The organism is Marinomonas aquimarina, assembly GCF_900089755.1.
In the GTDB taxonomy this organism is placed as follows: Bacteria; Pseudomonadota; Gammaproteobacteria; order Pseudomonadales; family Marinomonadaceae; genus Marinomonas; species Marinomonas aquimarina.
The window spans coordinates 15,855-39,891 of sequence record NZ_FLOC01000002.1; the positions used below are offsets into that span (position 1 = coordinate 15,855).

The 24,037-nt window shown below is 47.7% G+C and carries 24 protein-coding genes; 4 read left to right on the forward strand and 20 right to left on the reverse strand.

Annotated elements, in window-relative coordinates; genetic code table 11:
* Positions 1–4: 4 nt before the first annotated feature.
* Positions 5–1,333, reverse strand: a complete 1,329-nt coding sequence (locus MAQ5080_RS02110; RefSeq protein WP_082860996.1) for an IS4 family transposase — start codon at positions 1,331–1,333, stop codon at positions 5–7.
* Between the two features lie 240 nt (positions 1,334–1,573).
* Here MAQ5080_RS02110 and MAQ5080_RS02115 point away from each other — a divergent pair, with 240 nt between their 5' ends.
* Entirely contained in the window at positions 1,574–1,771 is a 198-nt protein-coding gene (locus MAQ5080_RS02115; protein ID WP_067205518.1) for a (2Fe-2S)-binding protein, read from the forward strand.
* On the opposite strand, the gene bfr (MAQ5080_RS02120) is transcribed toward MAQ5080_RS02115, so the two are convergent.
* From bfr (MAQ5080_RS02120) to parC, 3 genes are all read right to left on the reverse strand, one after another.
* Positions 1,768–2,250 (reverse strand): bacterioferritin, encoded by a 483-nt coding sequence (gene bfr / locus MAQ5080_RS02120; RefSeq protein WP_067205516.1) that lies wholly within the window; start codon positions 2,248–2,250, stop codon positions 1,768–1,770. The two genes, MAQ5080_RS02115 and bfr (MAQ5080_RS02120), sit on opposite strands and share 4 nt — an antisense overlap.
* A gap of 12 nt (positions 2,251–2,262) precedes the next feature.
* Complete coding sequence (gene bfr / locus MAQ5080_RS02125) at positions 2,263–2,730, reverse strand: bacterioferritin (protein ID WP_067205515.1); 468 nt, start codon at positions 2,728–2,730, stop codon at positions 2,263–2,265.
* 77 nt (positions 2,731–2,807) lie between these two features.
* Complete coding sequence (parC, locus tag MAQ5080_RS02130; RefSeq protein ID WP_067205512.1) at positions 2,808–5,078, reverse strand: DNA topoisomerase IV subunit A; 2,271 nt, start codon at positions 5,076–5,078, stop codon at positions 2,808–2,810.
* Between the two features lie 188 nt (positions 5,079–5,266).
* On the opposite strand from parC, the gene MAQ5080_RS02135 reads away from it, so the two are divergent.
* Complete coding sequence (locus MAQ5080_RS02135) at positions 5,267–5,941, forward strand: hypothetical protein (RefSeq protein ID WP_067205509.1); 675 nt, start codon at positions 5,267–5,269, stop codon at positions 5,939–5,941.
* 1 nt (position 5,942) lies between these two features.
* Here MAQ5080_RS02135 and MAQ5080_RS02140 read toward each other — a convergent pair whose 3' ends face one another.
* The 13 genes from MAQ5080_RS02140 to MAQ5080_RS02200 form a co-directional block, all read right to left on the reverse strand.
* A complete protein-coding gene (locus MAQ5080_RS02140) occupies positions 5,943–6,821 on the reverse strand; it encodes a GNAT family N-acetyltransferase (protein ID WP_082860992.1) in 879 nt (292 codons plus the stop codon).
* 321 nt (positions 6,822–7,142) lie between these two features.
* The gene (gene lipA, locus MAQ5080_RS02145; RefSeq protein WP_067205505.1) at positions 7,143–8,102 is read right to left on the reverse strand and encodes a lipoyl synthase; all 960 of its coding nucleotides are present in this window, start codon (positions 8,100–8,102) and stop codon (positions 7,143–7,145) included.
* Positions 8,103–8,108: 6 nt separating this feature from the next.
* Positions 8,109–8,747: a lipoyl(octanoyl) transferase LipB gene (gene lipB / locus MAQ5080_RS02150; RefSeq protein WP_067205502.1), complete on the reverse strand. Its 639-nt coding sequence runs from the start codon at positions 8,745–8,747 to the stop codon at positions 8,109–8,111.
* Positions 8,748–8,750: 3 nt separating this feature from the next.
* Positions 8,751–9,056 (reverse strand): YbeD family protein, encoded by a 306-nt coding sequence (locus tag MAQ5080_RS17465; RefSeq protein WP_067205498.1) that lies wholly within the window; start codon positions 9,054–9,056, stop codon positions 8,751–8,753.
* 20 nt (positions 9,057–9,076) lie between these two features.
* A complete protein-coding gene (locus MAQ5080_RS02160) occupies positions 9,077–10,225 on the reverse strand; it encodes a D-alanyl-D-alanine carboxypeptidase family protein (RefSeq protein WP_067205494.1) in 1,149 nt (382 codons plus the stop codon).
* A gap of 83 nt (positions 10,226–10,308) precedes the next feature.
* Positions 10,309–11,250: a septal ring lytic transglycosylase RlpA family protein gene (locus tag MAQ5080_RS02165; protein WP_067205491.1), complete on the reverse strand. Its 942-nt coding sequence runs from the start codon at positions 11,248–11,250 to the stop codon at positions 10,309–10,311.
* Positions 11,237–12,208, reverse strand: a complete 972-nt coding sequence (mltB, locus tag MAQ5080_RS02170) for a lytic murein transglycosylase B (RefSeq protein WP_231870767.1) — start codon at positions 12,206–12,208, stop codon at positions 11,237–11,239. Before mltB ends, MAQ5080_RS02165 begins: the two co-directional genes overlap by 14 nt.
* 56 nt (positions 12,209–12,264) lie before the next feature.
* Complete coding sequence (gene rodA / locus MAQ5080_RS02175) at positions 12,265–13,386, reverse strand: rod shape-determining protein RodA (RefSeq protein ID WP_067205485.1); 1,122 nt, start codon at positions 13,384–13,386, stop codon at positions 12,265–12,267.
* Positions 13,383–15,260 carry a penicillin-binding protein 2 gene (gene mrdA / locus MAQ5080_RS02180; RefSeq protein ID WP_067205482.1) on the reverse strand — a complete coding sequence of 626 codons (1,878 nt, stop codon included), beginning with the start codon at positions 15,258–15,260 and terminating at the stop codon, positions 13,383–13,385. The genes rodA and mrdA overlap by 4 nt, the downstream gene beginning before the upstream one ends.
* A gap of 9 nt (positions 15,261–15,269) precedes the next feature.
* Positions 15,270–15,737 (reverse strand): 23S rRNA (pseudouridine(1915)-N(3))-methyltransferase RlmH, encoded by a 468-nt coding sequence (gene rlmH / locus MAQ5080_RS02185; protein WP_067205479.1) that lies wholly within the window; start codon positions 15,735–15,737, stop codon positions 15,270–15,272.
* A 9-nt stretch (positions 15,738–15,746) separates the two neighbouring features.
* Positions 15,747–16,100, reverse strand: coding sequence for a ribosome silencing factor (gene rsfS / locus MAQ5080_RS02190; RefSeq protein WP_067205477.1), 354 nt, complete (start codon positions 16,098–16,100; stop codon positions 15,747–15,749).
* 14 nt (positions 16,101–16,114) lie between these two features.
* Entirely contained in the window at positions 16,115–16,777 is a 663-nt protein-coding gene (gene nadD, locus MAQ5080_RS02195; RefSeq protein WP_231870766.1) for a nicotinate-nucleotide adenylyltransferase, read from the reverse strand.
* The gene (locus MAQ5080_RS02200; RefSeq protein ID WP_067205473.1) at positions 16,767–18,023 is read right to left on the reverse strand and encodes a glutamate-5-semialdehyde dehydrogenase; all 1,257 of its coding nucleotides are present in this window, start codon (positions 18,021–18,023) and stop codon (positions 16,767–16,769) included. Before MAQ5080_RS02200 ends, nadD begins: the two co-directional genes overlap by 11 nt.
* 132 nt (positions 18,024–18,155) lie before the next feature.
* Between MAQ5080_RS02200 and tsaA the strand changes: the two genes are divergently transcribed.
* Together tsaA and MAQ5080_RS02210 are read left to right on the forward strand one after the other, a co-directional pair.
* Entirely contained in the window at positions 18,156–18,896 is a 741-nt protein-coding gene (tsaA, locus tag MAQ5080_RS02205; RefSeq protein WP_067205470.1) for a tRNA (N6-threonylcarbamoyladenosine(37)-N6)-methyltransferase TrmO, read from the forward strand.
* Entirely contained in the window at positions 18,874–19,134 is a 261-nt protein-coding gene (locus MAQ5080_RS02210) for a hypothetical protein (protein WP_067205467.1), read from the forward strand. The genes tsaA and MAQ5080_RS02210 overlap by 23 nt, the downstream gene beginning before the upstream one ends.
* A 144-nt stretch (positions 19,135–19,278) precedes the next feature.
* On the opposite strand, the gene rpsA is transcribed toward MAQ5080_RS02210, so the two are convergent.
* The 3 genes from rpsA to MAQ5080_RS02225 form a co-directional block, all read right to left on the reverse strand.
* Positions 19,279–20,961, reverse strand: a complete 1,683-nt coding sequence (gene rpsA / locus MAQ5080_RS02215) for a 30S ribosomal protein S1 (RefSeq protein ID WP_067205465.1) — start codon at positions 20,959–20,961, stop codon at positions 19,279–19,281.
* 157 nt (positions 20,962–21,118) lie between these two features.
* On the reverse strand, positions 21,119–21,808 hold the full coding sequence (gene cmk, locus MAQ5080_RS02220) for a (d)CMP kinase (RefSeq protein ID WP_067205461.1): 690 nt from the start codon (positions 21,806–21,808) through the stop codon (positions 21,119–21,121).
* Positions 21,809–21,823: 15 nt separating this feature from the next.
* Positions 21,824–24,028, reverse strand: coding sequence for a carboxyvinyltransferase (locus tag MAQ5080_RS02225; protein WP_067205458.1), 2,205 nt, complete (start codon positions 24,026–24,028; stop codon positions 21,824–21,826).
* Between the last annotated feature and the right edge of the window lie 9 nt (positions 24,029–24,037).

Sequence of the window (24,037 nt, forward strand, 5' to 3'; positions counted from 1 at the left end):
CTGTTCACTTAAGTGAAACAGCATTGCGAGATACCGGATATCTTGTCTTTGATTGCTTTACCATGCGGGGCCTATTAGGCCTCGCTTTCTTTTGATCCAAAAACAAATTACATATCCCTGACCTTAGGTCCTTAAGTCGCATTCCTGTCTTTGATTCTGGCTTAGCTGCTGCCATCACAATTAGATTCGAAGCAATATAAGTAAAGGCCATTTTAAAACGTATCTCACTTGCGCGCTGACCATGTGCCGCCGCGGCATGACTCGCTTCTCGGCGCACAACATTATAAGCCAACAACATTCCCCACATTTCCTGGTAGATTAAGTCGACCGTTTTACTGCGTAACGTAATCGCGTTATTAAGCATCGAGGATTTGATATCACGGAACCCTAACTCAATTTCCCAGCGTTGCTGATACAACAGAGCTATTTGGTCGGCTGCGTAGTCACTATGAGGAAGAGAAGTCAGTACAGTTTTGGCCTTTCCTTGAACTTCATAAGTAACGGCTCGTACATCCCAGTATGCTGGCAACTCTGGGTTCTTTTTACGAGCTTGAGGTGAGACGGTCATACGCCATAAAGCATCTCCGTCACCGTATTCTTCAACAACTTCGTACACAGCATTGCTGCGCTTAGGTATCAACCAATGCCGCTCATTGCCTCCATTCATTAAGGTATGCATTAGATTAGCACTCCAGAAGTTCCGATCTAGCAGAGTGATACTGCGATCAGGAATCTTATCTAACATGGCTTCTGCCAGAGGTGTTTCTGCTGTTCGATAGTTGCCCACTTGAGCATCTAAAATGACATGGGAATGAGTATTCATCAGTGCAACACAACGCAGTAGCGGATAAGCACTTTGTTTTACGGTTGCATTGCTAGCACTTCCAAAATGCTCTTGCAGATCTGGCGTGTCCGGCGTACGGAAAACAACGCCATCAATAGCGAACACTTGCAACCCTTGCCAATCATCCTTAGTAAATCGTTCATTAGCCCAGTGCTCACCAGTGCGCTGAAAAAGCCATTGCATTGGATTAGACCCTAGGCGTTGCCTTGCTTGAGATATCCCGCTTTTAGCGATTAGTTGTTCAGAAGATAGCCCTTCAGAGCAGATATTTAATCGTCTAGCCACTTCCTCAATCGACTCATCTCGAAAAAGAGCCATCCCTAGCACTAACCATAGAACTTGATCTTCAGGTAAGCGTCGACGCCTGAAAGTCGCTTTTGAAGAGAGTGTCAGTGCGGACTCAATCCATTCGACCGGTATGTTTTGAGTGAACGTTGAGTGATTTGAGAAGGAATGAAGTTCATCGATACTAAGTAAGAGCTGCTGAATAGACACAAAAAAATCCGATTAAGAATGCTTAATCGGATTTTCTGGGGCTATTCAATTAAATTCAACACTTAAGTGAACAGCATTACGCCTAAGGCGCCATCTTCGTTTCACTTTAGTAAAGACTTATTTATTAGAAAAAATCTATTAAAGATAATACTTAAATAAATAATATTTTGTTGATAACCATTATCACTCCACATAAAATCGATCTCAAATAGAATTGAGAGTGATTTTCATTTTATGTACGTTTGTCTTTGTAGTGCCGTATCCGATAAAGCCATTAAAAAATCCATCGCCAATGGTGCCACCACCATGCGTGAACTTTACAGTGAGCATAATCTGGGAAACCAGTGCGGGAAATGCTGTAAGGATGTGAAGGGGATTTTAAACGAGGAGTTGCTGAAACTAGCAGACGAACTCCTCGTTCAAGTAGCTTAGTCGATGGACGACTCGCCCATTTGTGACTGTAGGTAGTTTTGCAGGCCTGCAGTCTGAATCAGACTCTGTTGTGTCTCTAACCAATCAATCTGCTCTTCTTGCTCGTCTTGGATCTTCTCCAACACATCACGACTGATAAAGTCTTTTTTGGCTTCACAGATTTTGATACCCGCTTGCAAATCTGGCAAAGTCGCCATTTCAAACACTAGGTTTGAATCGATCATCTCTTGGGCATCCTCACCAATGCGCAAACGACCTAGGTCCTGCAGGTTCGGTAGCCCTTCTAAAAATAAAATACGCTCAATCAAGCGATCGGCATTTTTCATCTTCTGGATAGAGGTTTTGTAATCCGCTTTATCCAACAGTTCAAAACCTTGGTCTTTAAACATGCGTGCATGCAAGAAGTATTGGTTAATGCCTACTAATTCGTTTGCTAGTACCTTGTTCAGACTAGCGACTACGTCGCGATCACCTTTCATGACAACTCCTGCTTACATTTGCGATTGAATGTAGTTTTGCTCGCCAATGGTATCCATCAGACGTAGCTGTTTTTCTAACCAGTAAACGTGATCTTCTTCTGTATCAAACAGTAGTTTCTCAAGCATTTCACGAGTTTGGTAATCGCCTTCTTGTTCACACGTCGCGATCACATCACGTACCGCTTCCACCACCTCAAGCTCTAGAGTCAGGTCGTTTTGCATAATAGAACGCACATCCGTTCCGACTAGCAAATCACGGCGTTTCGTTAGACAAGGCGTACCTTCCAAAAACAGAATACGTTTGATCAACCAATCACAGTGATCTTTTTCTTCGTCCATTTCATGGTTTAAGCGCTCATACAGTTTGCTCAATCCCATGTCTTCATACATACGAGAGTGAATAAAGTATTGATCGATTGCCGCTAATTCGTTTTCCAATAGCGCATTCATGCTATCAATGACTTTCTGACTACCTTTCATCGGGGTATTCCTCTTTTTTTAGTGGCTACTAATAACGTAGCATGAAAATATTTCTGTGCGAGTCGTAGGCTGACAAATTACGACTCGCTTGGCTTCCCTTCACCCACTTTCACTTCTAGCTGATCAATACGCTGGAAGCCACGTGGAAGTTTCAAGCCGCGGCGGCCACGTTCGCCAATGTAGTCCGCTAGCTCCTTCTCGGTAAACGAAGTGAAGCGTTTGCCGCTATGCGCCAACAGCAGATCTTCGGGTTGAACCGATGCCATGGCACAGACCCACTCTTCACGATCTTTGGCACGGGCCGCAGAGATGCTGAGCATCTTGTTCCCCTTACCTTTGGCCATCTGCGGTAATGATGCCACATTAAAGGCCAACATTCGTCCCTCGTTTGAGACAACGATGGCACGGGCCGTTTCAGGATCTGAAACCTTCACCGGTGGCAATACTTGCGCATTAGCCGGCAAGCTTAAGGTCGCTTTACCGGCCTTATTCTTGGCATGCAAATCCTCAAGCTTCGAGACAAAGCCATAGCCTGCATCCGAGCCAATCAGGTAATAAGCCTCATCATGATCCAACACTGCGGCAACGATATGCGTGTCTTTCTCTAAGCTGATACGCCCTGTGATTGGCTCCCCCTGGCCACGAGCCGAGGGCAATGTATGGGCTTTCACAGAATACGTTCGGCCATTGGAGGCAAACAGTACTAAGGTCTGATTCGAACGCCCTTTGGTAGACAAGAAGAACTCATCACCAGACTTATAGCTCAAACCACGCTCATCGATGTCATGGCCTTTGGCGGCACGAATCCAGCCTTGTTTCGACAAAACCACCGTGATTGGGTCATTGGACAATAGATCTTCTTCGCTGAACGCTTGCGCCTCTTTACGCTCAATGATGGGCGTACGACGCTCATCGCCGAAATCATTGATGGCTTCTTCGATCTCACCAATGATCAGCTTCTTAAGCTTGGCATCGGATGCCAAGTAAGCTTCGAGCTGCTGACGCTCTTTCTCCAGCTCGTCTTGTTCTGCGCGGATACGCATTTCTTCAAGCTTGGCTAAGTGACGTAATTTCAGTTCTAGAATCGCTTCGGCTTGGGTATCGGTCAGCTTGAAGCGCTCCATCAATACCGGCTTTGGCTTATCCTCATTACGAATGATCTCAATCACTTCATCAATATTGAGGAAGGCTATCAATAAACCTTCCAGAATATGTAGGCGCTTTAGTACCTTATCTAAGCGGAACTGTAGACGCTTACGCACCACACCGATACGGAAACGTAGCCACTCACTGATAAAGGCGGTCAATGGCTTCACTTGCGGTAAACCATCTAAGCCAATCACGTTCATATTAACGCGGTAGGACTTCTCCAAATCTGTGGTAGCGAATAAGTGTGTCATCACACTTTCAACATCGACACGGTTCGATTTCGGCACAATCACCAGTCGCGTTGGGTTCTCATGATCGGACTCATCGCGTAAATCCACCACCATTGGCAGTTTCTTGGCCTGCATTTGCGCTGCAACCTGCTCCAGCACCTTGCTACCAGAGACCTGATGCGGCAGCTCATATACCACGATCTCGCCTTCTTCGACCTGATAGCGGGCACGGGCTTTGACTTGACCTTTACCGGTTTCATACAACTTACGGATATCGCTACGTGGCGTAATGATTTCACCGCCCGTTGGGAAATCTGGACCTTGTACATATTCTAAAAGGTCATCCAGCTCCGCCTTAGGGTGTTTGAGCATATGAATACAGGCTTGGCCGACTTCACGTAGGTTATGAGGTGGGATATCAGTGGCCATCCCCACGGCAATGCCTGTGGTGCCATTGAGCAACAAATTTGGCAAGCGAGCAGGCAGCACGGCAGGCTCTTCTAGGGTGCCATCAAAATTTGGCACCCAATCGACTGTGCCCTGATTCACTTCTTTTAACAGGACGTCGGCATATTTAGATAAGCGCGACTCGGTATAACGCATCGCGGCAAAGGATTTCGGGTCATCCGGCGCCCCCCAGTTCCCTTGACCATCTACCAATGGGTAACGGTAAGAAAACGGCTGCGCCATCAGCACCATGGCTTCATAACAAGCACTGTCACCATGGGGATGAAATTTACCCAATACATCCCCGACAGTACGCGCAGATTTCTTATATTTCGCCGTGGCTTTTAGCCCCAGTTCACTCATGGCATAGACAATACGGCGCTGTACCGGCTTCAACCCATCGCCGATATGCGGTAACGCTCGATCCAGAATGACGTACATGGAGTAATTAAGATAAGCTTTCTCAGTGTAATCTTTGAGAGAAAGCGTTTCATTGGCTTCAAAGCTAGTCGTGTCACTCAAAAGCGTTGTCCTTTCTTAAACAGGGAGTCAGGCAAAAAGCCTAAGCATATCGATAACTTAAATATTGCCACCTACTATAATCAGGCACCTTTTGGCCTGCAACCGTTGACCGGTGGGAAATCCAGATTAGTCGTTTTTTTCTTTCCGATGTAAACTGAATAGTATCATTGACAAGGCAGGGCGCCCTCATGAAAACCATGCTTGGACAAGATAGCTGGCAACATATTGTTCATCATTCCGATATTATGCGTGTATACGAAGTACAACTGTCGATGAATGAGCATGCCAATCACAACTTCTGTTTCCCATTCGACAGTTTACTGACGGTGACCGATGGTCAGGTCTTTGTCGAATCGCCGTTCGAGGAAAGCAGCCTAAAAGCCAATCAGGCGTTGTGGTTAAGCCATAATCAAGCGATTCGCTGCGTCGCGGTAACCCCTGTGGTACGACTGTTTGTCGTGGTATTCATCGGCCAAACGAAACGCCAGCAACAAAGGTTTGAGCGTTTTGCCAGTGGTACGGAACATAAGCATGAGTGCTCCAATGGCGTTACCCATTGGCGCGTCGACAATAAAGACCTGGGCAAGGTTGAGTGGGTGATGTTGCCCGCGCATTATTCTGAGCCAAGCTACTATGTTAAAGAATCAGAACAGTTCTTTTTACCGCTCAATTATGACCAATCGCTTTATGTGACCTATGATCATGAACACATGGAGCCCGTCGCTCAAAGCGGATTAGTCATCCCCCAAAACCAGTCTCATAGCCTTTTGAACGTCGCTAATAAGCCCATTACCTATTTGAGTATCACCTCACCCTACCCTCACCTTAGTCGCATTCTAAAGCTGAAACCCAATCCAGCTTAGGCTAACGCAATGTCAATGCGGTTAAGATATGGTCTTCCCATTGGCCATTAATTTTAAGGTAGTTGCGCGCCACGCCCTCTTTCTCGAAGTTTAAACGCGCTAAGACAGCCGCACTTTTATGATTACGCGACATATAACAGGCCTGGATACGATCAATATTTAACTCTTTAGACACATACTCAATACCGGCTTGCAGACATTCCTGCATATAGCCTTGGCCTTGAAGGTCCTGTGCTAGGCTGTACCCTAGAAAACACGACTGCGACACGCCCCGCGCAAACTGCGAATAATTACTGTAGGCCAACATGCGCTCCTGTTTTGGATCAAGCAGACACAGCACGCAACCACGGTCTTCAAGAAAATCACGACGCATTTCTTTAATGCGTAAGCGGCATGTTTCTTCACTGTAGAAATCTTCGCTACGTAGAGGTTCCCACACCGCCAGGTGTTCACGCTGCTCATTGACGTAGGTTTTAAGCAAGGAAACATCTTCAAGCTCCAGCAGCTTTAAAACGCCTCGAGGGGTTTTAATCACTGGAAAGCGCGCGCTATCACGCCAACTTTGATGGTTCACAACGACTTTCTCCTTATGCACTTCCATCAACTTCAAGCTGAATCGTTCGAACCAAAACTGACTGCCAATCGACAAGGTTCGGGTCATCATAGAGTGTGTCATCCAAGCCTCTGCTTGCGACTTTTCACGCCAGTAAAAGGCCAATCTTGAGGCTTCTTCCGCCACCCACTCGTGGTACAAGAATCCCTCTTGCTCTGCGGCCAATTCAATGACTTTTTCAGTCATTACGCGGTACATGACATCGTCGAGCAAGGTCGATGTATCAATGCAAACTGCGTAATATGGGGTCGCAAATTCATGCTCCATTTAGATTTCCCTTAGCGTTTTACTAAATAATGAGAACAGACTCATTTTGATCGCCTATACTATAACAGGCTGGGATTACGGATAGTGAGCTAACTCTCAGCGAGGCTGACACCTAACATGTTTTTTGTGCCAGTCTGAAAAAAACATAGAACGATGTTCAATCATGCATGCGGCGCTTTTCTCCCCTTAGCGTCGGATATGGATAGCTTATTCGCCCGCCTTTCCAGAACAAAGGTGGGCTTTTTTATGAGCGCTCAATCATTGGGCATAAAAAAAGCGAGGCGCTTAGTGCTACCTCGCTTTTATTCGTACTAGTTCAGCTTAGGAAACGCGCTCACCATGGGCTTGCTTGTCTGCATGGTACGAAGAGCGTACCAGAGGACCACAGGCCGCGTGTTTGAAGCCAAGCTCTTTCGCTACTTGCTCGTAGCGTTCAAACTCTTCTGGATGGACGAAGCGATCCATTGGGAAGTGGTGCTTAGACGGCTGTAGGTATTGACCAATGGTCAACATGTCGACATTGTGGGCACGCAGATCTTTCATAACTTCTACGATTTCCTCAAAGGTCTCACCCATGCCTACCATTAAGCCTGATTTGGTTGGCACATCAGGGCAACGTTCTTTGAACTTCTTCAAAAGATCCAATGACCACTGGTAATCCGAGCCTGGGCGTACTTGACGGTACAAACGTGGAATCGACTCTAGGTTGTGGTTAAACACATCTGGTGGCGCAATTTGTAGGATATCCAACGCCACATCCATACGACCACGGAAGTCAGGAACCAAGGTCTCAATTTCGATGCTTGGGCTCTCGGCACGGGTCTCACGAATACAATCGACAAAGTGCTGCGCACCACCGTCACGTAGGTCATCACGGTCAACCGAGGTAATCACAACGTACTTCAAGCGCATATCGCGAATCGCCACCGCCAATTCTTTCGGCTCATCAGGGCTTAGCGCATTGGGACGGCCATGGGCCACGTCACAGAATGGACAACGGCGAGTACAGATGTCGCCCATGATCATAAAGGTTGCCGTACCGTTAGAGAAACATTCACCTAAGTTCGGGCAGTTGGCTTCTTCACAGACAGACGCCAATTTATGCTCACGCAGTGTGCTCTTAATACGAGCTATTTCTGGCGATGCCGGCATGCGCACACGTAACCAGTCTGGTTTACGCGGAATTTCTTCGGTTGGCACTACTTTGACAGGAATACGTGCCATTTTGTCGGCACCACGAAGTTTTTCACCCTGTACAACTCGCTTTTGCTGAGTAGTCATTATTATTCACCCTTGTTGGATAATCGGATGAGAATATCCGAGACGTTCAGCCAATACGTTTGCTAGCTGAACTTTAACTTGCGCCATATTGGTATTAGGCTGCAAGCGCTTCATATCAATCATCTGTAGACCTTGATAGCCACACGGATTAATGCGTAAAAATGGGGACAGATCCATATCAACGTTCAGAGCCACGCCATGAAATGAGCAACCTCTTCGTACGCGCAAGCCTAGCGAGGAGATTTTCATGCCCTTGACGTAAACACCTGGCGCATCTGGCTTTGGATAAGACTCAATACCGTGTTGCTGACACACATCTACGATTGAGTTTTCAATCAGCGTAACCAGATCACGTACACCTATGCCCAAACGCTTAAGGTCAATCATGATGTAAGCAATCAATTGGCCTGGACCATGATAGGTCACTTGGCCACCACGATCAGCTTGCACTACTGGGATATCACCTGCGTCCAGCAAATGCTCTTCTTTACCCGCTTGGCCTTGAGTAAAGACCGATGGGTGTTCCAATAGCCAAATTTGATCGGGATCTTCTTTGGTTCGCGCTTGGGTGAAGTTTTTCATCTCCTCCCAAGTCGATTCATAAGGCACCACGCCAAGATCGCGGCACAAGATAGTTTCTGGCATCGGTTACATAACCATTTTAACCGCTTCAACCACCATCAGGTCTTTGTGCAAGCGAGCCAGTTGGTCTTCACTTTCAGCATTGATACGGAAGCTAAAGCTGACAAAGCGTCCTTTGGAGGACACATTTTTGTTGATCGATGATTCATCGAAGTCAGGTGCGTGCTTAAGCACGCACTCAACTACTTGGATATGGATGTCATCAGCGTCCATCGCCACAACTTTAATCAGGTAGTTGGCGCAAGGAAACTCGATTTTAGGGGCATCTGGCGCATCCTTGGCAACAACACCTTGTTTGTTAATTAAAGTCATATTTTTTCAATTACCGTATTTTAAAACAAGTTCATAAAGAACAATTTTACTTTGTCGAATAGGCGCTTAAAGAAGCCACCCTCTGCAACAGATTCTAGGGCCACCACATCGCGCTCCAGCAAGATGTTTTCTGGTGTGCCAACAATAATCTTACCTAGCACATCACCGGCATTAATTGGGGCTTCAATCTCAGACTTCAACTCTAGTGAAGCAGGAATAGAATCTGCATTCTGACGCGGCATGGTCACCAACACGTCTTCAACAAAGCCAACTTGTACCGTGTCCGCAGCACCACCCCAAACACGAGCATTACTCAACACTTGGCCTGTGCTGTACAGCTTACGAGTTTCGTAGTAACGGAAACCGTAGTTCAACAGCTTTTGCGTTTCAGAAGCACGCGCTTCAGCGGAGCTTGTGCCCATTACGACGGCAATCAAACGTGTGCCGTTACGTACCGCAGACGCAGCCAAACAGTAGCCTGCCGCTTCCGTATGACCGGTTTTAAGGCCATCGACGGTATTGTCACGCCACAATAACTTGTTACGGTTTGGCTGACGAATATCGTTGTAGGTAAAGTATTTCTCAGAGTACATTTTGTAGTTTTCTGGGAAATGAAGAATCGTTGCTCGAGACAACAGCGCAATGTCGTAGGCGCTGGAGTAATGGCCTTCAGCCGGGAACCCCGTTGAGTTAACAAAATGAGAGTTGTTCATACCCAACAGTTTGGCATGCTGATTCATCAGATCAGCAAATGCACCTTCACCACCAGCAATGTGTTCCGCCACGGCCACACTAGAATCGTTACCTGATTGGATGATGATGCCACGCATTAGGTCTTCAAGGCGTACTTGGGTGCCTTCACGAATAAACATACGTGAGCCTTCCATGCGCCATGCTTTTTCACTAATGGTCACTTTATCGTCAAACGTAATATTGCCTTTTGCCAATTCAAATTCAGCAATGTAAGCGGTCATCAGTTTGGTTAAACTCGCCGGTGGTAGCTCTTCACGGCTGTTGTGTTCAACCAGAACATCGCCCGTATAGGCATCCATTAACACATAGCTGCTTGCCGACAGTTGTGGTGGAGCAGGAATCAATGACGGCGCGGCATGCACCAGAGAAGTCATTAAAGAAAGGGTAACAATAAAAAATGATAACAGTCGTTTCATAGTTTTGAACGTCTTAGTCTAATCCGTGAGGCCAGCATGATACTAAAGGGAGCTTTGAATCTCTAGCCTAGTTAAAGTTTACTCTAAGGAGCTAACGCGACTTTTACACTTTTGCCAAAGCCAGCTTGTTCTAATTTCTGCTGCCAAGTTTGCAGCAATTGATCATCATCGTAGGGACCGACCATCACCTTATAGAGTCCGTCTTGGGCATGCACGACCTCAATATTGATGGCGGCATCAAAGTTTTCGAACAATCGTTGCTTCAAACCAGTGGCCGATTCTTGCTTGGAAAACGCCCCAAGCTGCAAATGGCTAAACAACAGATCATTCGACGGAGCGGCTTGTGTGGTTGACGCAACAGGGGTCGCCGCCACTGGCGTTGGCGCAACTGCGGCAGGTGTGTTGACACTTGCTTTCGGAGTAGCAGAAGCCTGGTAACGCTGTCCTGGCTTAGGGGTAATCGCCTCTACACGAACCCTCGCCAAACCTTTCTTGTGATACCCCAGGCGGGCCGCTGCGGCGTAGGATAAGTCGATCAAGCGATCACCATGAAAAGGACCGCGATCGTTGACACGCACGATGACCGAGCGCTGGTTGTCTAGGTTGGTCACTTTAAGGTAAGTAGGCAAAGGCAAGGACTTGTGTGCCGCTGAGAAGGTATACATGTCATAAGTTTCCCCATTTGAGGTCTTATGGCCATGGAATTTCTGGCCATACCAAGAAGCGGTCCCCTCGGCAACATAGCCTTCGGCCGAATTCATCACATGGTACTTCTTGCCCCAAACTTCGTAGGGAGACTTGTTGCCACCACGGCTCTTCGGCTCGAATTTTGGCACCAAGTCAGGTAAGTGATCCACCTTAATATCGCCACTTGGCGCATGGTCTTGCAGAATACTGTAGCGGCCGCCACCAGACGCTTTATCGTAGTCAATCGAAGCACTTTTGCTACCGCTAATGTGCTCAGTACTCATGCAGCCCGTTAGGCCGATGACGGACATTAAGCCCAGCCACTTAGTCACCTTCATGCTGTGCGATCCTATTTGCTAATTCTAAAACGGACATGGCATAACGGCGACTTGGGTTGTAATCCATGATGGTGAAGAAATTGTCGTAGGCTAACCAGTAGTCCACTTCGGTTTCACTCTCACGCAGTCCAATCAGTCCCGCTTTACCAGCATTGTAATCAGTTGTCGCCCAGACCCCTTTAGCACTCCATTCATTCATGCTATGGATCGGCGCTCGACCTTTATTGACCAGCTCTTTCACCGCCTCAGGCTGATCCACCCGCGCCGTTAATGCCGCCGGCTGTTGGTATTGCCAGCCATGATGACGCAGGTAATTTGCAATACTACCAATGGCATCTGCCTCGGAAGCCCACAGATCAACTCGACCATTTTGGTCATAATCCACCGCCAGCTTCATATGGTTACTTGGCATAAACTGGACCATGCCTAACGCCCCACTGTACGAGCCTTTGGTTTCACCTACGCGCCAACCTTGATTGCGCGCCAGCAAAAGATAGGCTTCCAGCTCGCTCTTAAAATAATGGCCTCGTCGTGGGTAATCAAAAGACAAGGTTGTCAGCGAAGTGAACACATCACGGTTACCTGTGACTTTACCGTAGGCGGTTTCCACCCCAAGCAACGCCACAATAATGGGCCAATCCACCCCGTAATCATGCTCGGCTTTATCCAGCCATGCTCGGTTCTTTTTGGCAAAGAGCACGCCTTGTTTGACACGATAAGGGTCAATAAAGTTCGCACGATATTTATGATACGGCACCAGCACTTCTGGTTGGTTATCAGACTTGGTAATTACCTGCTCTCGCTTATAGGTTTTAGAGAACATTTGCGTCAGCAACACACGATCGTAGCGGTGCTCGGCTTCCATATCGTCGATGAACTGACGCACCTCTGGAAGCTCTATATAAGGAACCGTTTTGACACTCTCGGCAGCAGATTGCGCTTCGACCTGATTGCCCACCGACGAACATCCATATAGCCCCAACGCCAAACTTATGGCCAATACTCTTGAAAACATTACCTTGCCCTTTTATGAGTTTGAATCGACATCAATATCCCGAATGTCGCCATGATGGTAATGATCGAAGTACCACCATAGCTCACAAGAGGTAACGGTACACCGACTACCGGCAAGATCCCAGAGACCATGCCAATATTTACAAACATGTACACAAAGAAGGTTAATGTAATACTACCCGCTAAAAGGCGCGCATAGTTATCTTCGGCATTGGCTGCAATATACAGCCCGCGGGCAATCACCAACAAGTAGGCACACATCAACAAGCCACAGCCGACCATACCAAACTCTTCCGCCAATACGGCAATGATAAAGTCGGTATGACTTTCTGGCAGAAAGTTTAATTGTGCCTGAGTGCCTTCCAAATAGCCTTTGCCATACAAACCACCCGAGCCAATCGCCGTTTTTGACTGAATAATATTCCAGCCTGAGCCCAGTGGATCGCTCTCTGGATTAAGGAACGTTAATACCCGCTGCTTCTGGTAATCGTGCATCACATGCCACAGGCTGTAGACCGCCACTGGCGCAGCGGCCGCAGCACCAAGAATGTAGCGCCAGCCAATCCCCGCCAAAAATAACGCAAAGATTCCAGAGACACCAACCAACAAGGCGGTACCTAAATCTGGCTGCTTAGCGACCATCAAGGATGGCACGGCAATGATCACCAAGACGGTTACGATTTCTTTCAATGAGGGGGGTAACGGACGGTTGGCAAAATACCAAGCCACCATCATCGGCATCACGATTTTCATTAACTCAGACGGCTGAAAACGTGGTCCACCAGGGATCTGCAACCAGCGCTGGGCACCCTTGGCCCCCACCCCAAACAGCAACACACCGATCAACAAGCCAACAATCGCGATAAATAGGAAGGGGGAAGCTCGACGCATGTATTTGGGCGGCAATTGCGCCAGTATCAAACACACCACCATACCAATACTGAGACGAACCACTTGGCGCTCGACCATGGCAATGTCCTGACCCGAGGCGGAATAAAGGATCGATAGCCCCCCTGTCATCAAGATCAGTAAGGCCAGAAGTAGCAAGATATCGACGTGCGTCAAGCGCCATAAACGAGCATTGGTAAACGCAATAATGCGCTCATAAAAGGGCATATTCATCGGCCTTGATCCTCAAAGTAATCGTATTCAGCCGGATACTCATCGTATAAGTACGCATCGAACAGTGCCTTGCTCAAATCCGCAGGCTTGGAGCTGCTACCACCGTTTTCGAAAATGGCGAAGATAGCAATCTTTGGCTGATCTGCGGGAGCAAAACCGATAAATAAAGCATGGTCATGCAGGCGTTTATCCAAGCTATCGGCATCGTACTCTTGGTCATCGGCCAAACTGAATACCTGCCCAGTACCAGTCTTACCCGCAATGTCGTATTCCGTTCCTTGTAAACGTCGCGCCGTACCGCGGGAATCGGTCACGACTTTTTCCATGGCATCGACCATACGCTCCCAATTGCGCTGATCTTTTAAGGTGATGGTATGCTCTACCCCATCATTGTCGTCAAAGGTTGCTGTCGCATCATCAATGGTTTCCACCATGCGTGGATAATACATATGACCGCGGGCAGCCAATGCCGCATTGGCCGTGGCAATTTGAATCGGAGTGGCCACCATAAACCCTTGGCCGATCCCGACGTTGACCGAGTCCCCTGGGTACCAAGGTTCTTTATAGCGGGCTTTTTTCCATTCATTAGAGGGCAGCAAGCCGGCACTGGCACCATTAAGATCTAAAATAGACGTCTGACCATAGCCAAACTTAGATAAGAACGTATGGATCGGCGTGATCCCCATTTTGTGGGCTAGCTGATAATAGTAAGTATCAACGGATTCAATGATGGAACGCTCTAGGTCAATCCAACCGTGGCCACCACGCTTCCAGTCGCGATAACGTCGACCATCTGGATTAATCTGATAATAACCACGGGCATAATAGCGTTCAGTCCAAGAAGAGAAACCATATTCAAGGCCCGCCAAGCCCATAAAGGGTTTAATGGTTGATGCTGGAGGGTAACCACCGCGCAACGCTCGGTTAAACAGCGGCAAACGTTTATCATCACGCAACTCGGCGTACTGATTCACGGAAATACCACGGACAAATAAGTTGGGATCAAAGCCAGGCTTGGACACCATCGCCAACACCCCACCCGTATCTGGGTCAATGGCAACCACAGAACCCTTATAAGAGCCTAATAAATCGTAAGCATACTGCTGTAAACGAGCATCCATGTGCAGATGCAAGTCCTTCCCTGGGGTCGGATTCTGACGCTCAATTTCCGACATGATACGCCCCCGGGCATTCACCTCCACTTTGGAAATGCCAGGTTTACCAAATAAAGTCGACTCGTAGTATTCCTCGACCCCGGTTTTACCGATGAAGAGCGCCCCTTGATAGGCCATACGATCAACGCGCTCTAGGTCTTTCGCGGTGATACGCCCAACATAGCCAATCGCATGGGCAAAGGCTTCACCAAAGGGGTAATAGCGGGTTAACTGAGCTTCGACTTGCACACCATCAAGCTTATACAAATCCACCGACACACGAGACCATTCCTCGTCGGAAAGCTGGGATTTAAGGGTGATCGATTGATAAGGGCGGCGGTATTCCTTGAGACGACTCTCGTACTCAGCCCAGTCTTCCTCGGTGATGTCCACCAGAGGATTAAGCGCCTCTTTTAACTCGGCTAAACGGGCTGCTCGCTCAGGAATGACAGTTAAACTGTGAATCGGCCGGTTATCGGCCAACACTACCCCGTGGCGGTCGTATATCAATCCCCGTGGCGGTGGTTCTGTGACAAGCATGACACGATTGTCATTGGCTTTGGTTTGATAAAGTTCGTACTCCATCACCTGCAAGTAGAACAAGCGCCCCATCAAGACACCCACCAATAACAACACAAAAATGGCGGCCACCACAACCCTACGTTTGGTGAGGGCATGTTCCTGACGGTAGTTACGAAAGACTTGATGATGCTTGCCCAAAACAGAACCCTAACGATGGTATGGGTGATTATTCATTAAGGTCCAAGCACGATAAATTTGCTCGGCCAATAGAATGCGTACCATAGGATGAGGCAAGGTAAGCTTGGACAATGACCAAGCCTGATCTGCGCGGGCAGTACAGCGTGGATCTAAACCATCTGGACCACCCACTAACAGGGAAATGTTATAGCCATCCATGCGCCATTGTGCAGTTTGCTCCGCGAGCTGTTCAGTGCTCCATGATTTGCCTAAGACCTCTAAGGCAATCACTTTGTCCCCTGGAGGAATCGCCGCCAGCATTGCATCCCCTTCTTTTTGGATGGCTTTGGCAATGTCGGTATTCTTACCACGGGGAGACATCTGCAACTCAACGAGTTCGAGCGAGAAATCCTTTGGTAAACGTTTGGCATACTCGTCGTAACCCTCCGTAACCCACTTTGGCATTTTCGTGCCAACTGCAATCAATCTAACGCGCATTTCTAAGCCTTAACGTTGCTCTGGTTTGATGTCCCAAAGTTTTTCAAGGTCGTAGAACGAACGAGCTTCTTCCGTCATCACGTGAACGACTACGTCGTATAGGTCAACCAGCACCCAGTCACTGCCCATATCACGGCCTTCACTACCTAGTGGCTGAAGGCCTTTGCTTTTCGCGTGTTCTACCACGTTTTGACCCAGAGAGTTCACGTGACGTTTAGACGTACCCGTACAGATGACCATGTAATCCATCATGTCGGTTAGTTCGCTAACGTTAAGTACCGTGATGTTATCGCCTTTTACATCCTCAAGTGATTCGACAGCAATTTCGAGAATTTGATCGGCAGATAATTGAGTTTGGCTCATAGTTTCGGATAACCCTATTTATATAAAGAATGTGCTTCAATGAAGCGTTGTATTGTTTCTGGAACCAAGTAGGCTATAGACGCATTTTTGCGACAAAGGTTGCGTACTTGGCTAGATGAAATCGCAAGTGGCGTGAAGCTTTGCATCCAAATCTTACCAGCGGGCGCGCATTGTAACTCAGCCGCGCTCTCGGCTCGATGTTTTTCATAAAAAGACTCTAAGGTCGAAATAAAGTCCGGCTCCCAGCCAGGCCTTGAAATCACCAAGATGTGCGCCACGTCCAGCAACTCCTGCCAGCGGGCCCAAGTTGGCAAAGACAAGAAACTGTCCATGCCGACCACCATAATCAGTGACTCCTCTTGACCCAGCTCTTCACGCAACTGGATCAAGGTATCAATACTGTAACTGCGCCCTTCACGCAGGATCTCACGGGCATCAACACTCAAGCGAGTGTCTGCTTGAATGCCCAACTCGACCATTTTCAGACGTTGCTCAGCACTCACGCTTGGCTCCCCTTTGTGCACCGGCTGGTAGCAAGGAATCAAACGCAGCGTTTTAAACTGAAAATAGTCGAGAATGTCGACCGCAGAACGCAAATGGCCGTGATGAATGGGGTCAAAGGTCCCCCCCATCACGACCGTACCTTTATGCGCAGTATTCGAAAACTCAGTTGTCACGGGTGTGACCGTCCCCCAACACCACGTATTTTTGGCTAGTTAAACCAATCAAACCGACTGGACCACGGGCATGGATTTTATCGGTCGAAATACCGATTTCCGCACCGAGACCGTATTCAAAGCCATCCGCAAACGCCGTGGACGCATTTACCATGACAGAAGAGGAATCCACTTCTGCCATAAAGGCACGTGTTTTTGAATAGTTTTGCGACACGATGGCATCCGAGTGATGTGAACCGTATTGATTGATGTGGGCAATGGCTTCATCCATATCCGCGACCACTTTAATCGACAGCTTAGGCGCTAGGTATTCAGTGTACCAATCTTCTTCCGTTGCTGGTGCCGCTTCAACAATGGCACGCGTCTGCTCACAACCTACGAGCTCAACACCTTTTTCAGCCAAGGCATCGGCTAAACGTGGCAAGATCTCTTTTGCTACCGAAGCGTTTACCAACAGTGATTCCATCGCATTACACACGCCGTAACGACGTGTTTTAGCGTTCATGGCAATTTTAAACGCTTTGTCTAAGTCCGCTTCATCATCGATGTAGACATGACAGTTACCATCTAAGTGTTTGATCACCGGCACGCGAGCGTCTTTACTAATACGCTCAATCAAGCCTTTACCACCACGTGGCACGATCACATCAACAAACTCTGGCATGCTAATCAATAGGCCTACCGCCTCACGGTCTACCGTATTGATCACTTGAACCGCATCTTCCGGTAAACCAGCTGTTGCTAGACCAGATTGGACAGCCTGTGCAATCGCTTGGTTTGAGTAAAAGGCTTCACTGCCACCACGCAAAATGGTCGCATTACCCGATTTCAAACATAGGCTGGCCGCATCAATAGTTACGTTCGGACGAGACTCGTAGATAATGCCGATTACACCTAGCGGCACTCGCATTTTACCCAGCTGAATACCAGATGGGCGGTACACCATATCGGTAATCTCACCGACTGGGTCTGGCAAGGTCGCCACTTGCTTCAAGCCTTCAATCATACCGTCGATGCGCGCATCGTTCAGTTCCAAACGGTCCAATAAAGCCGCATCCAAGCCTTTTTGTTTACCGTTTTCTAGGTCCTTAGCGTTCTCTTCTTTCAATCGAGGTCGTGCGTGCTCCAAAGCATCTGCCATGGCAAATAAGGCTTTGTTCTTTTGCTCTGTGGTAGCACGAGTCAATTGGCGTGACGCAGCACGGGCCTTTTGACCAACTTCGTTCATGTAAGATTCTAAGGACATTCGTTTCTCTCTTCTTTATCCAGCGATGTCTTTTCCCGTTATGGGACGCTATAAAAATAGATAGGCGGTATACTATCACATCTTATTCATTCTGATTCTCAAATATTCACCGTCTTAACGATTAATTTACCCATGACCAGCACATTCCAATTCCAGCAAATCGGCGTCGTTCACTCTTGTTACAAACAGAAATTTGGCATCCCACGCCAACCTGGACTGGTCACCGAGGCCTCCGGATCGATTGAGCTTTTACCGCCTTTTAATCGGCTCGACGTACTAGATGGCCTAGATGATTTCTCTCATATTTGGGTGCACTTTATTTTCCATGAATGCATGAACGATACCTGGAAGGCGAAAATTCGCCCGCCCCGCCTAGGTGGCAAAGAGAAGATGGGCATTTTTGCGACGCGCGCCACCCATCGCCCCAACCCATTGGGTTTATCTGTGGTTGCCATAAAAGGCGTCCGCAAAGAAGGCAAGCGCGTGTTTATCGACATTATTGGTGCGGATCTGCTGGATCAAACCCCCATTGTCGACATCAAGCCCTACCTCCCCTATGCCGATGCCCTACTGGAAGCGAAAGGCGGCTTTGCCCCACTCCCCACTATACTCAAACCAGTCATGTTCTCCGAACTGGCGCTCGAGCAGGCCAACAGCTATAAAGAAACCTATCAACGAGATTTAATTCCACTGATTGAGCAAGTCATCAGTCAAGACCCTCGCCCCTCTTATTTAGCTGGCTTAAAAGGTCGTGACCATGGCAACCTGCTGTGGAATGCTAATATTAAATGGACAGCGAAAGAAGATCACTTCCTAGTGACGCAAATAGAATTTCCGATAGGTGAAGTAGATGAACAAGTCAAAGATGCTTAATGCTTACAAGACTGTGAATAACTTAAAAAAGCCACAGGCCAATGAGCCTGATTCCAGTCAAAACGAACCTAAGCTATATCGCTCAGATTACGATGAAAAGTTGATAAAAGACTACCATTTCGCCAAGTTTCAGAAGAATTTAGACCAGATTCAAAACAACCCAGAGCTGGCTGAATTATTAGAAAAACCTGAATGGAATGAAGAAGATATCAAGAAGCTGCTGGCCTCATTTCGTTAGCAAAGAGCTATACCCACGTTTATCCACATCTTCTGTGCATAGTTTATTTGTCAATCCGATCTGCAAAAAAACATAAAAAAAGCGGACCCAAATGGGTCCGCTTTTTCATAAAACACTTTCTATTAAACTAAGGTCTAATAAAAATTAGTTTTGGTTCTCAAGTTGAGCTTTGATTAGGTCACCGATTGTAGTCGGGCCGCTAACTTCAGCTTGTTGCTTCTCAGTGTGAGACTTAAGAGCAGCTTTCTCTTCAGATGCATCTTTCGCTTTCACAGAGATAGCGATAGTGCGTGCTTTACGATCAACGTTAGTGATCGCAGCTTCTACAGAGTCACCTTCTTTCAGTACAGAAGAAGCATCTTCTACACGGTCACGGCTGATTTCAGAAACTTTCAAGTAAGCTTCAACACCTTCAGCTAGAACAACTGTAGCGCCTTTAGCGTCAACTTCAGAAACAGTACCGTTTACGATAGCGCCTTTGTCGTTTTCAGCAACGAAAGCAACGAATGGATCTTGCTCAAGTTGTTTAACGCCTAGAGAGATACGCTCACGCTCAGCATCGATAGAAAGAACAACAGTTTCTAGAACGTCACCTTTCTTGTACTTACGTACTGCTTCTTCACCAGCTTCATCCCAAGATAGGTCAGATAGGTGAACAAGACCGTCGATACCGCCGTCAAGACCGATGAATACACCGAAGTCAGTGATAGACTTGATGCCACCAGAGATCTTGTCGCCTTTGTTGAATGACGTTGCGAACTCTTCCCATGGGTTTGGAGTGCACTGCTTGATACCTAGAGAGATACGACGACGTTCTTCGTCGATGTCTAGGATCATAACTTCTACTTCGTCGCCGATTTGAACAACTTTAGATGGGTGGATGTTCTTGTTTGTCCAGTCCATTTCAGACACGTGAACAAGACCTTCAACACCTTCTTCTAGCTCAGCGAAGCAGCCGTAGTCAGTTAGGTTAGTTACGCGTGCAGTAACTTTAGTACCTTCTGGGTAACGAGCTTTGATTGCTACCCATGGATCTTCACCTAGTTGCTTAAGACCTAGAGATACACGGTTACGCTCACGATCGAACTTAAGAACTTTAACGTCGATCTCGTCACCTACAGCGATGATTTCGCTTGGGTGCTTGATACGTTTCCAAGACATGTCAGTGATGTGTAGAAGACCATCAACACCGCCCAAGTCAACGAATGCACCGTAGTCAGTAAGGTTCTTAACGATACCTTTAACTTCTTGACCTTCTTCAAGGTTAGCAAGAAGAGTTTCGCGCTCTGCACTGTTAGTAGCTTCCATAACAGCACGACGAGAAACAACAACGTTGTTACGTTTTTGATCAAGCTTGATAAGTTTGAACTCAAGTTCAACACCTTCAAGGTGAGATGTGTCACGGATAGGACGAACATCTACCAAAGAACCTGGCAAGAAAGCACGGATGTTAGCGATGTCAACAGTGAAGCCACCTTTAACTTTACCGTTGATGATACCTTTAACGATTTCACCTTCTTCGTATGCTTTTTCAAGCACAGACCAAGTTTCAGCGCGCTTAGCTTTCTCACGAGAAAGTTTAGTCTCACCGAAGCCGTCTTCAACAGCGTCAAGCGCTACTTTAACTTCGTCGCCGATGTTAAGAGTGAATTCGCCAGTCTCGTTAAGGAATTGAGAACGTGGGATAACGCCTTCAGATTTAAGACCTGCGTGAACAGTTACCCAGTCGCTATCGATGTCAACAACGATACCAGTAACAATCGAGCCTGGCGCCATTTCTACGCTTTTTAGGCTTTCTTCAAACAGTTCTGCGAAGCTTTGAGTCATTGTGATTCCTATATACACGGAACAACTAAATGTTCCCTACCACATCGCCAGCTTATGTGGGGTTAATTTGCATTGATTGCGATTTGGCTAGCGCTGGCACCAAATCGACTTACTTTAATCGATCTATTTTAGCACAAAGTTTGAACATAAATACAGATCAAACTGCAATGTATGCTGCTTTTGCTGCTTCGGTCATAATTACATCAACCACCTGCTCGATAGCCATATCCGTACTATCGATCACCAGAGCACCTACCGCTGGCACTAATGGCGCCACAGGACGGTTTGCATCGCGCTCATCGCGCTCTTTGATGGTTTTTACTAACTCATCAAAATTGACCACATCACCTTTTTGCTCTAACTGCAGCAGGCGACGCTGAGCACGCTCTTCTGGACTCGCGGTTAAAAACACCTTAATGCTAGCGTCTGGAAACACCACGGTTCCCATATCACGGCCGTCCGCGACCAATCCAGGCGTTTGCACAAAAGCGCGCTGACGCAGCAGCAAGCCATCACGCACATCCGGAATGGCTGCCAACTTTGACGCTTGATTACCAATGGTTTCAGTGCGAATCGCCTGGGTAACTACTTCCCCCTCCAGGACGATCTCAACTTCTTGGCTATCCGTTTGCTGGAATTGAATGTCTAAATGTTCTGCCAAGACTTTTAGCGCCTCCACATCATCGGTTTCAATACCGTGATGGGAAGCCGCTAATGCTAATAACCTGTAAAGCGCGCCACTATCAAGCAAATGCCAACCCAGCTTCTCTGCGACCAATTGACTGACTGTGCCTTTACCAGCACCACTTGGGCCATCAATCGTAATAACTGGGGCTTGATTCATCATAACTGTTCCTCTTATTTAGCTATGCACTGAACACTTAAGGCCCAGCACTGTAGCAATTTCTTCTAAGTTTGGAATTTGCGCTAACAATTTTTGACAATCCCTGACTGTCGCACCATTGCGGCAACGTGCAGCGAGTAATAGGAAGGCCATCGCCACCAACTCGTTTCCTGCACTGTCCAAATCCCCACCCTGAGGGGGACATCCTTTTATTATTAGTGTACCGGCCTGCCACTCTATGGCACCGCCGATATGATTCACACCATCCATCAAAGTGGTGATGCGATCTTCATAGAAATAAGGCAACTGAGGAATCCCCTCAAATTGACTTTCACCTTCTGCATACACCGCCAGCACCGCCAAAAGAGATACGAACTCGCGCAACTCATAAGACTGCTCTGGCGTTAATGCGAACGCTTTTAAAGGCGCAAAACTGACGCGCAACGTTTGAGTCTTGAACACCCCTAAAGGTTCACCTAACCAAACAAACTTCGCGCCTGCTTGCTGTAGCACCTCAAGCAACACATTCATGCGCCCATGACGTGCCACACTCTCCAATTGTAATGTTGAGCCTGGCAAAATAATCGCCAGCAGCACGCTCCATAACGCTTGCTGCATATCTGCAGGCAATTCTAGGCTTGCCCCAGTGATGGCATCAGTGCTCACTGTGAACGCCTGATCTCCCTCAATACGAACCCCGAATGATGCAAACAGAGCCCGCACCTGTTGATCAAGATGCAGCGTCGACTCAAATTGACCATCTTGTTCGACGAACAAACTCAAAAGAATCGCAGAAGACATCAAACGAGAGGACGCCGGCCCAGGCAACACTCCAGATAAAGGCAGCAATTGGGCAGGTGTAAACTTAAATGGCAAACAATCTGCCGCCGCCGACACCACATTCGCTTGGGCATTCTTGAGCAGGGCCAATAAATGTGTAAACGGGGTATTTAATAAAGAATCTTCACCTACCACTTCGACAGGAAATGCTTGCCCAGCCAAAACCGGTGCCAGCAAATACAAACTTGTTGCAGAGTTATGCACATTGATCGGTGCAATAGGCGCTCGCAATCCTTTTCGTCCGACACCGTAAACACGCACCGAGCCATAACCAAACTCTTCGATCACCACCCCCATATCCCTTAGGGCCTGCATGGTCACTTTAACGTCACCTGCCAGATCAATATTACCTAATTCACTGACACCTTCCGCTAGGGCCGCCATTATAAGAGCTCTATGTGACAAAGATTTGTCACCGATCAACTTAACCTCACCATGAATGGCTGACGCAGGACTGACCGAAATAGATACCTGTTTCTCTTGCGGCTTACCTAAGGTGCGCTGCTCTAACAGGCGTAGAAAGTGATCACGTGCCGATTTCGCTCGGGTGAACACACCGTACATAGAGGCGCCATCACCATCGACGATCGCTTGACGCATTTCCGCCAAACGATCGGTAAACAAATCAAGCGTGGTCAAAGTGGCGTCTTTATTGGCCAAGAACACATCACGCCACATCACCGGATCACTGGAAGCAATGCGCGTAAAGTCACGAAAACCACCGGCGGCAAAACGGAAGATATCCTGACTGCGTTCAGCGTTGGCCAAGGCATCCACCAAAGTGTAGGCCAGCAGATGCGGCAAATGACTGGATGCAGCCAAAACATGGTCGTGATGATCCACATCCATACTCACCACCTCCGCACCCACTGCGCGCCATAGACGATGCAGGCGATCCAGTAATTTAGGGTCGGAATAAGGCAATGGCGTAATAATCGCCATATGCTTTTCAAATAAGTTGGGGTTGGCCGCTAACACGCCACTCTTCTCAGCACCGGCTATCGGGTGCCCAGGAATGAAGTTTGCTGGCGCCTCACCAAAGACTTTGACTGCCGCGGCCACCACACTGCCTTTCGTGGAACCTACATCCGTCACCAAAGTAGTCGACTTAATAAACGGCTTAATTTCAGATAACACAGACTCCATCGCGCGCACGGGCGTCGCTAGGATAATAATATCCATGTTTGAAATCGTGGCTTCATCCAGCTGAGCGGGATGATCGATTACCCCAGTCGACACACCAAGCGTCAACTCTCCGGCGCGACGATCTGCACCATACAGAGTCGCCAAACCTTGCTGCTTAAGGCTTTTCGCAAAGGAACCACCAATCATGCCCAATCCGACGATTAAGACATTACCAAACTCTTTTTTACTGTCTTGCATAATAAGCGC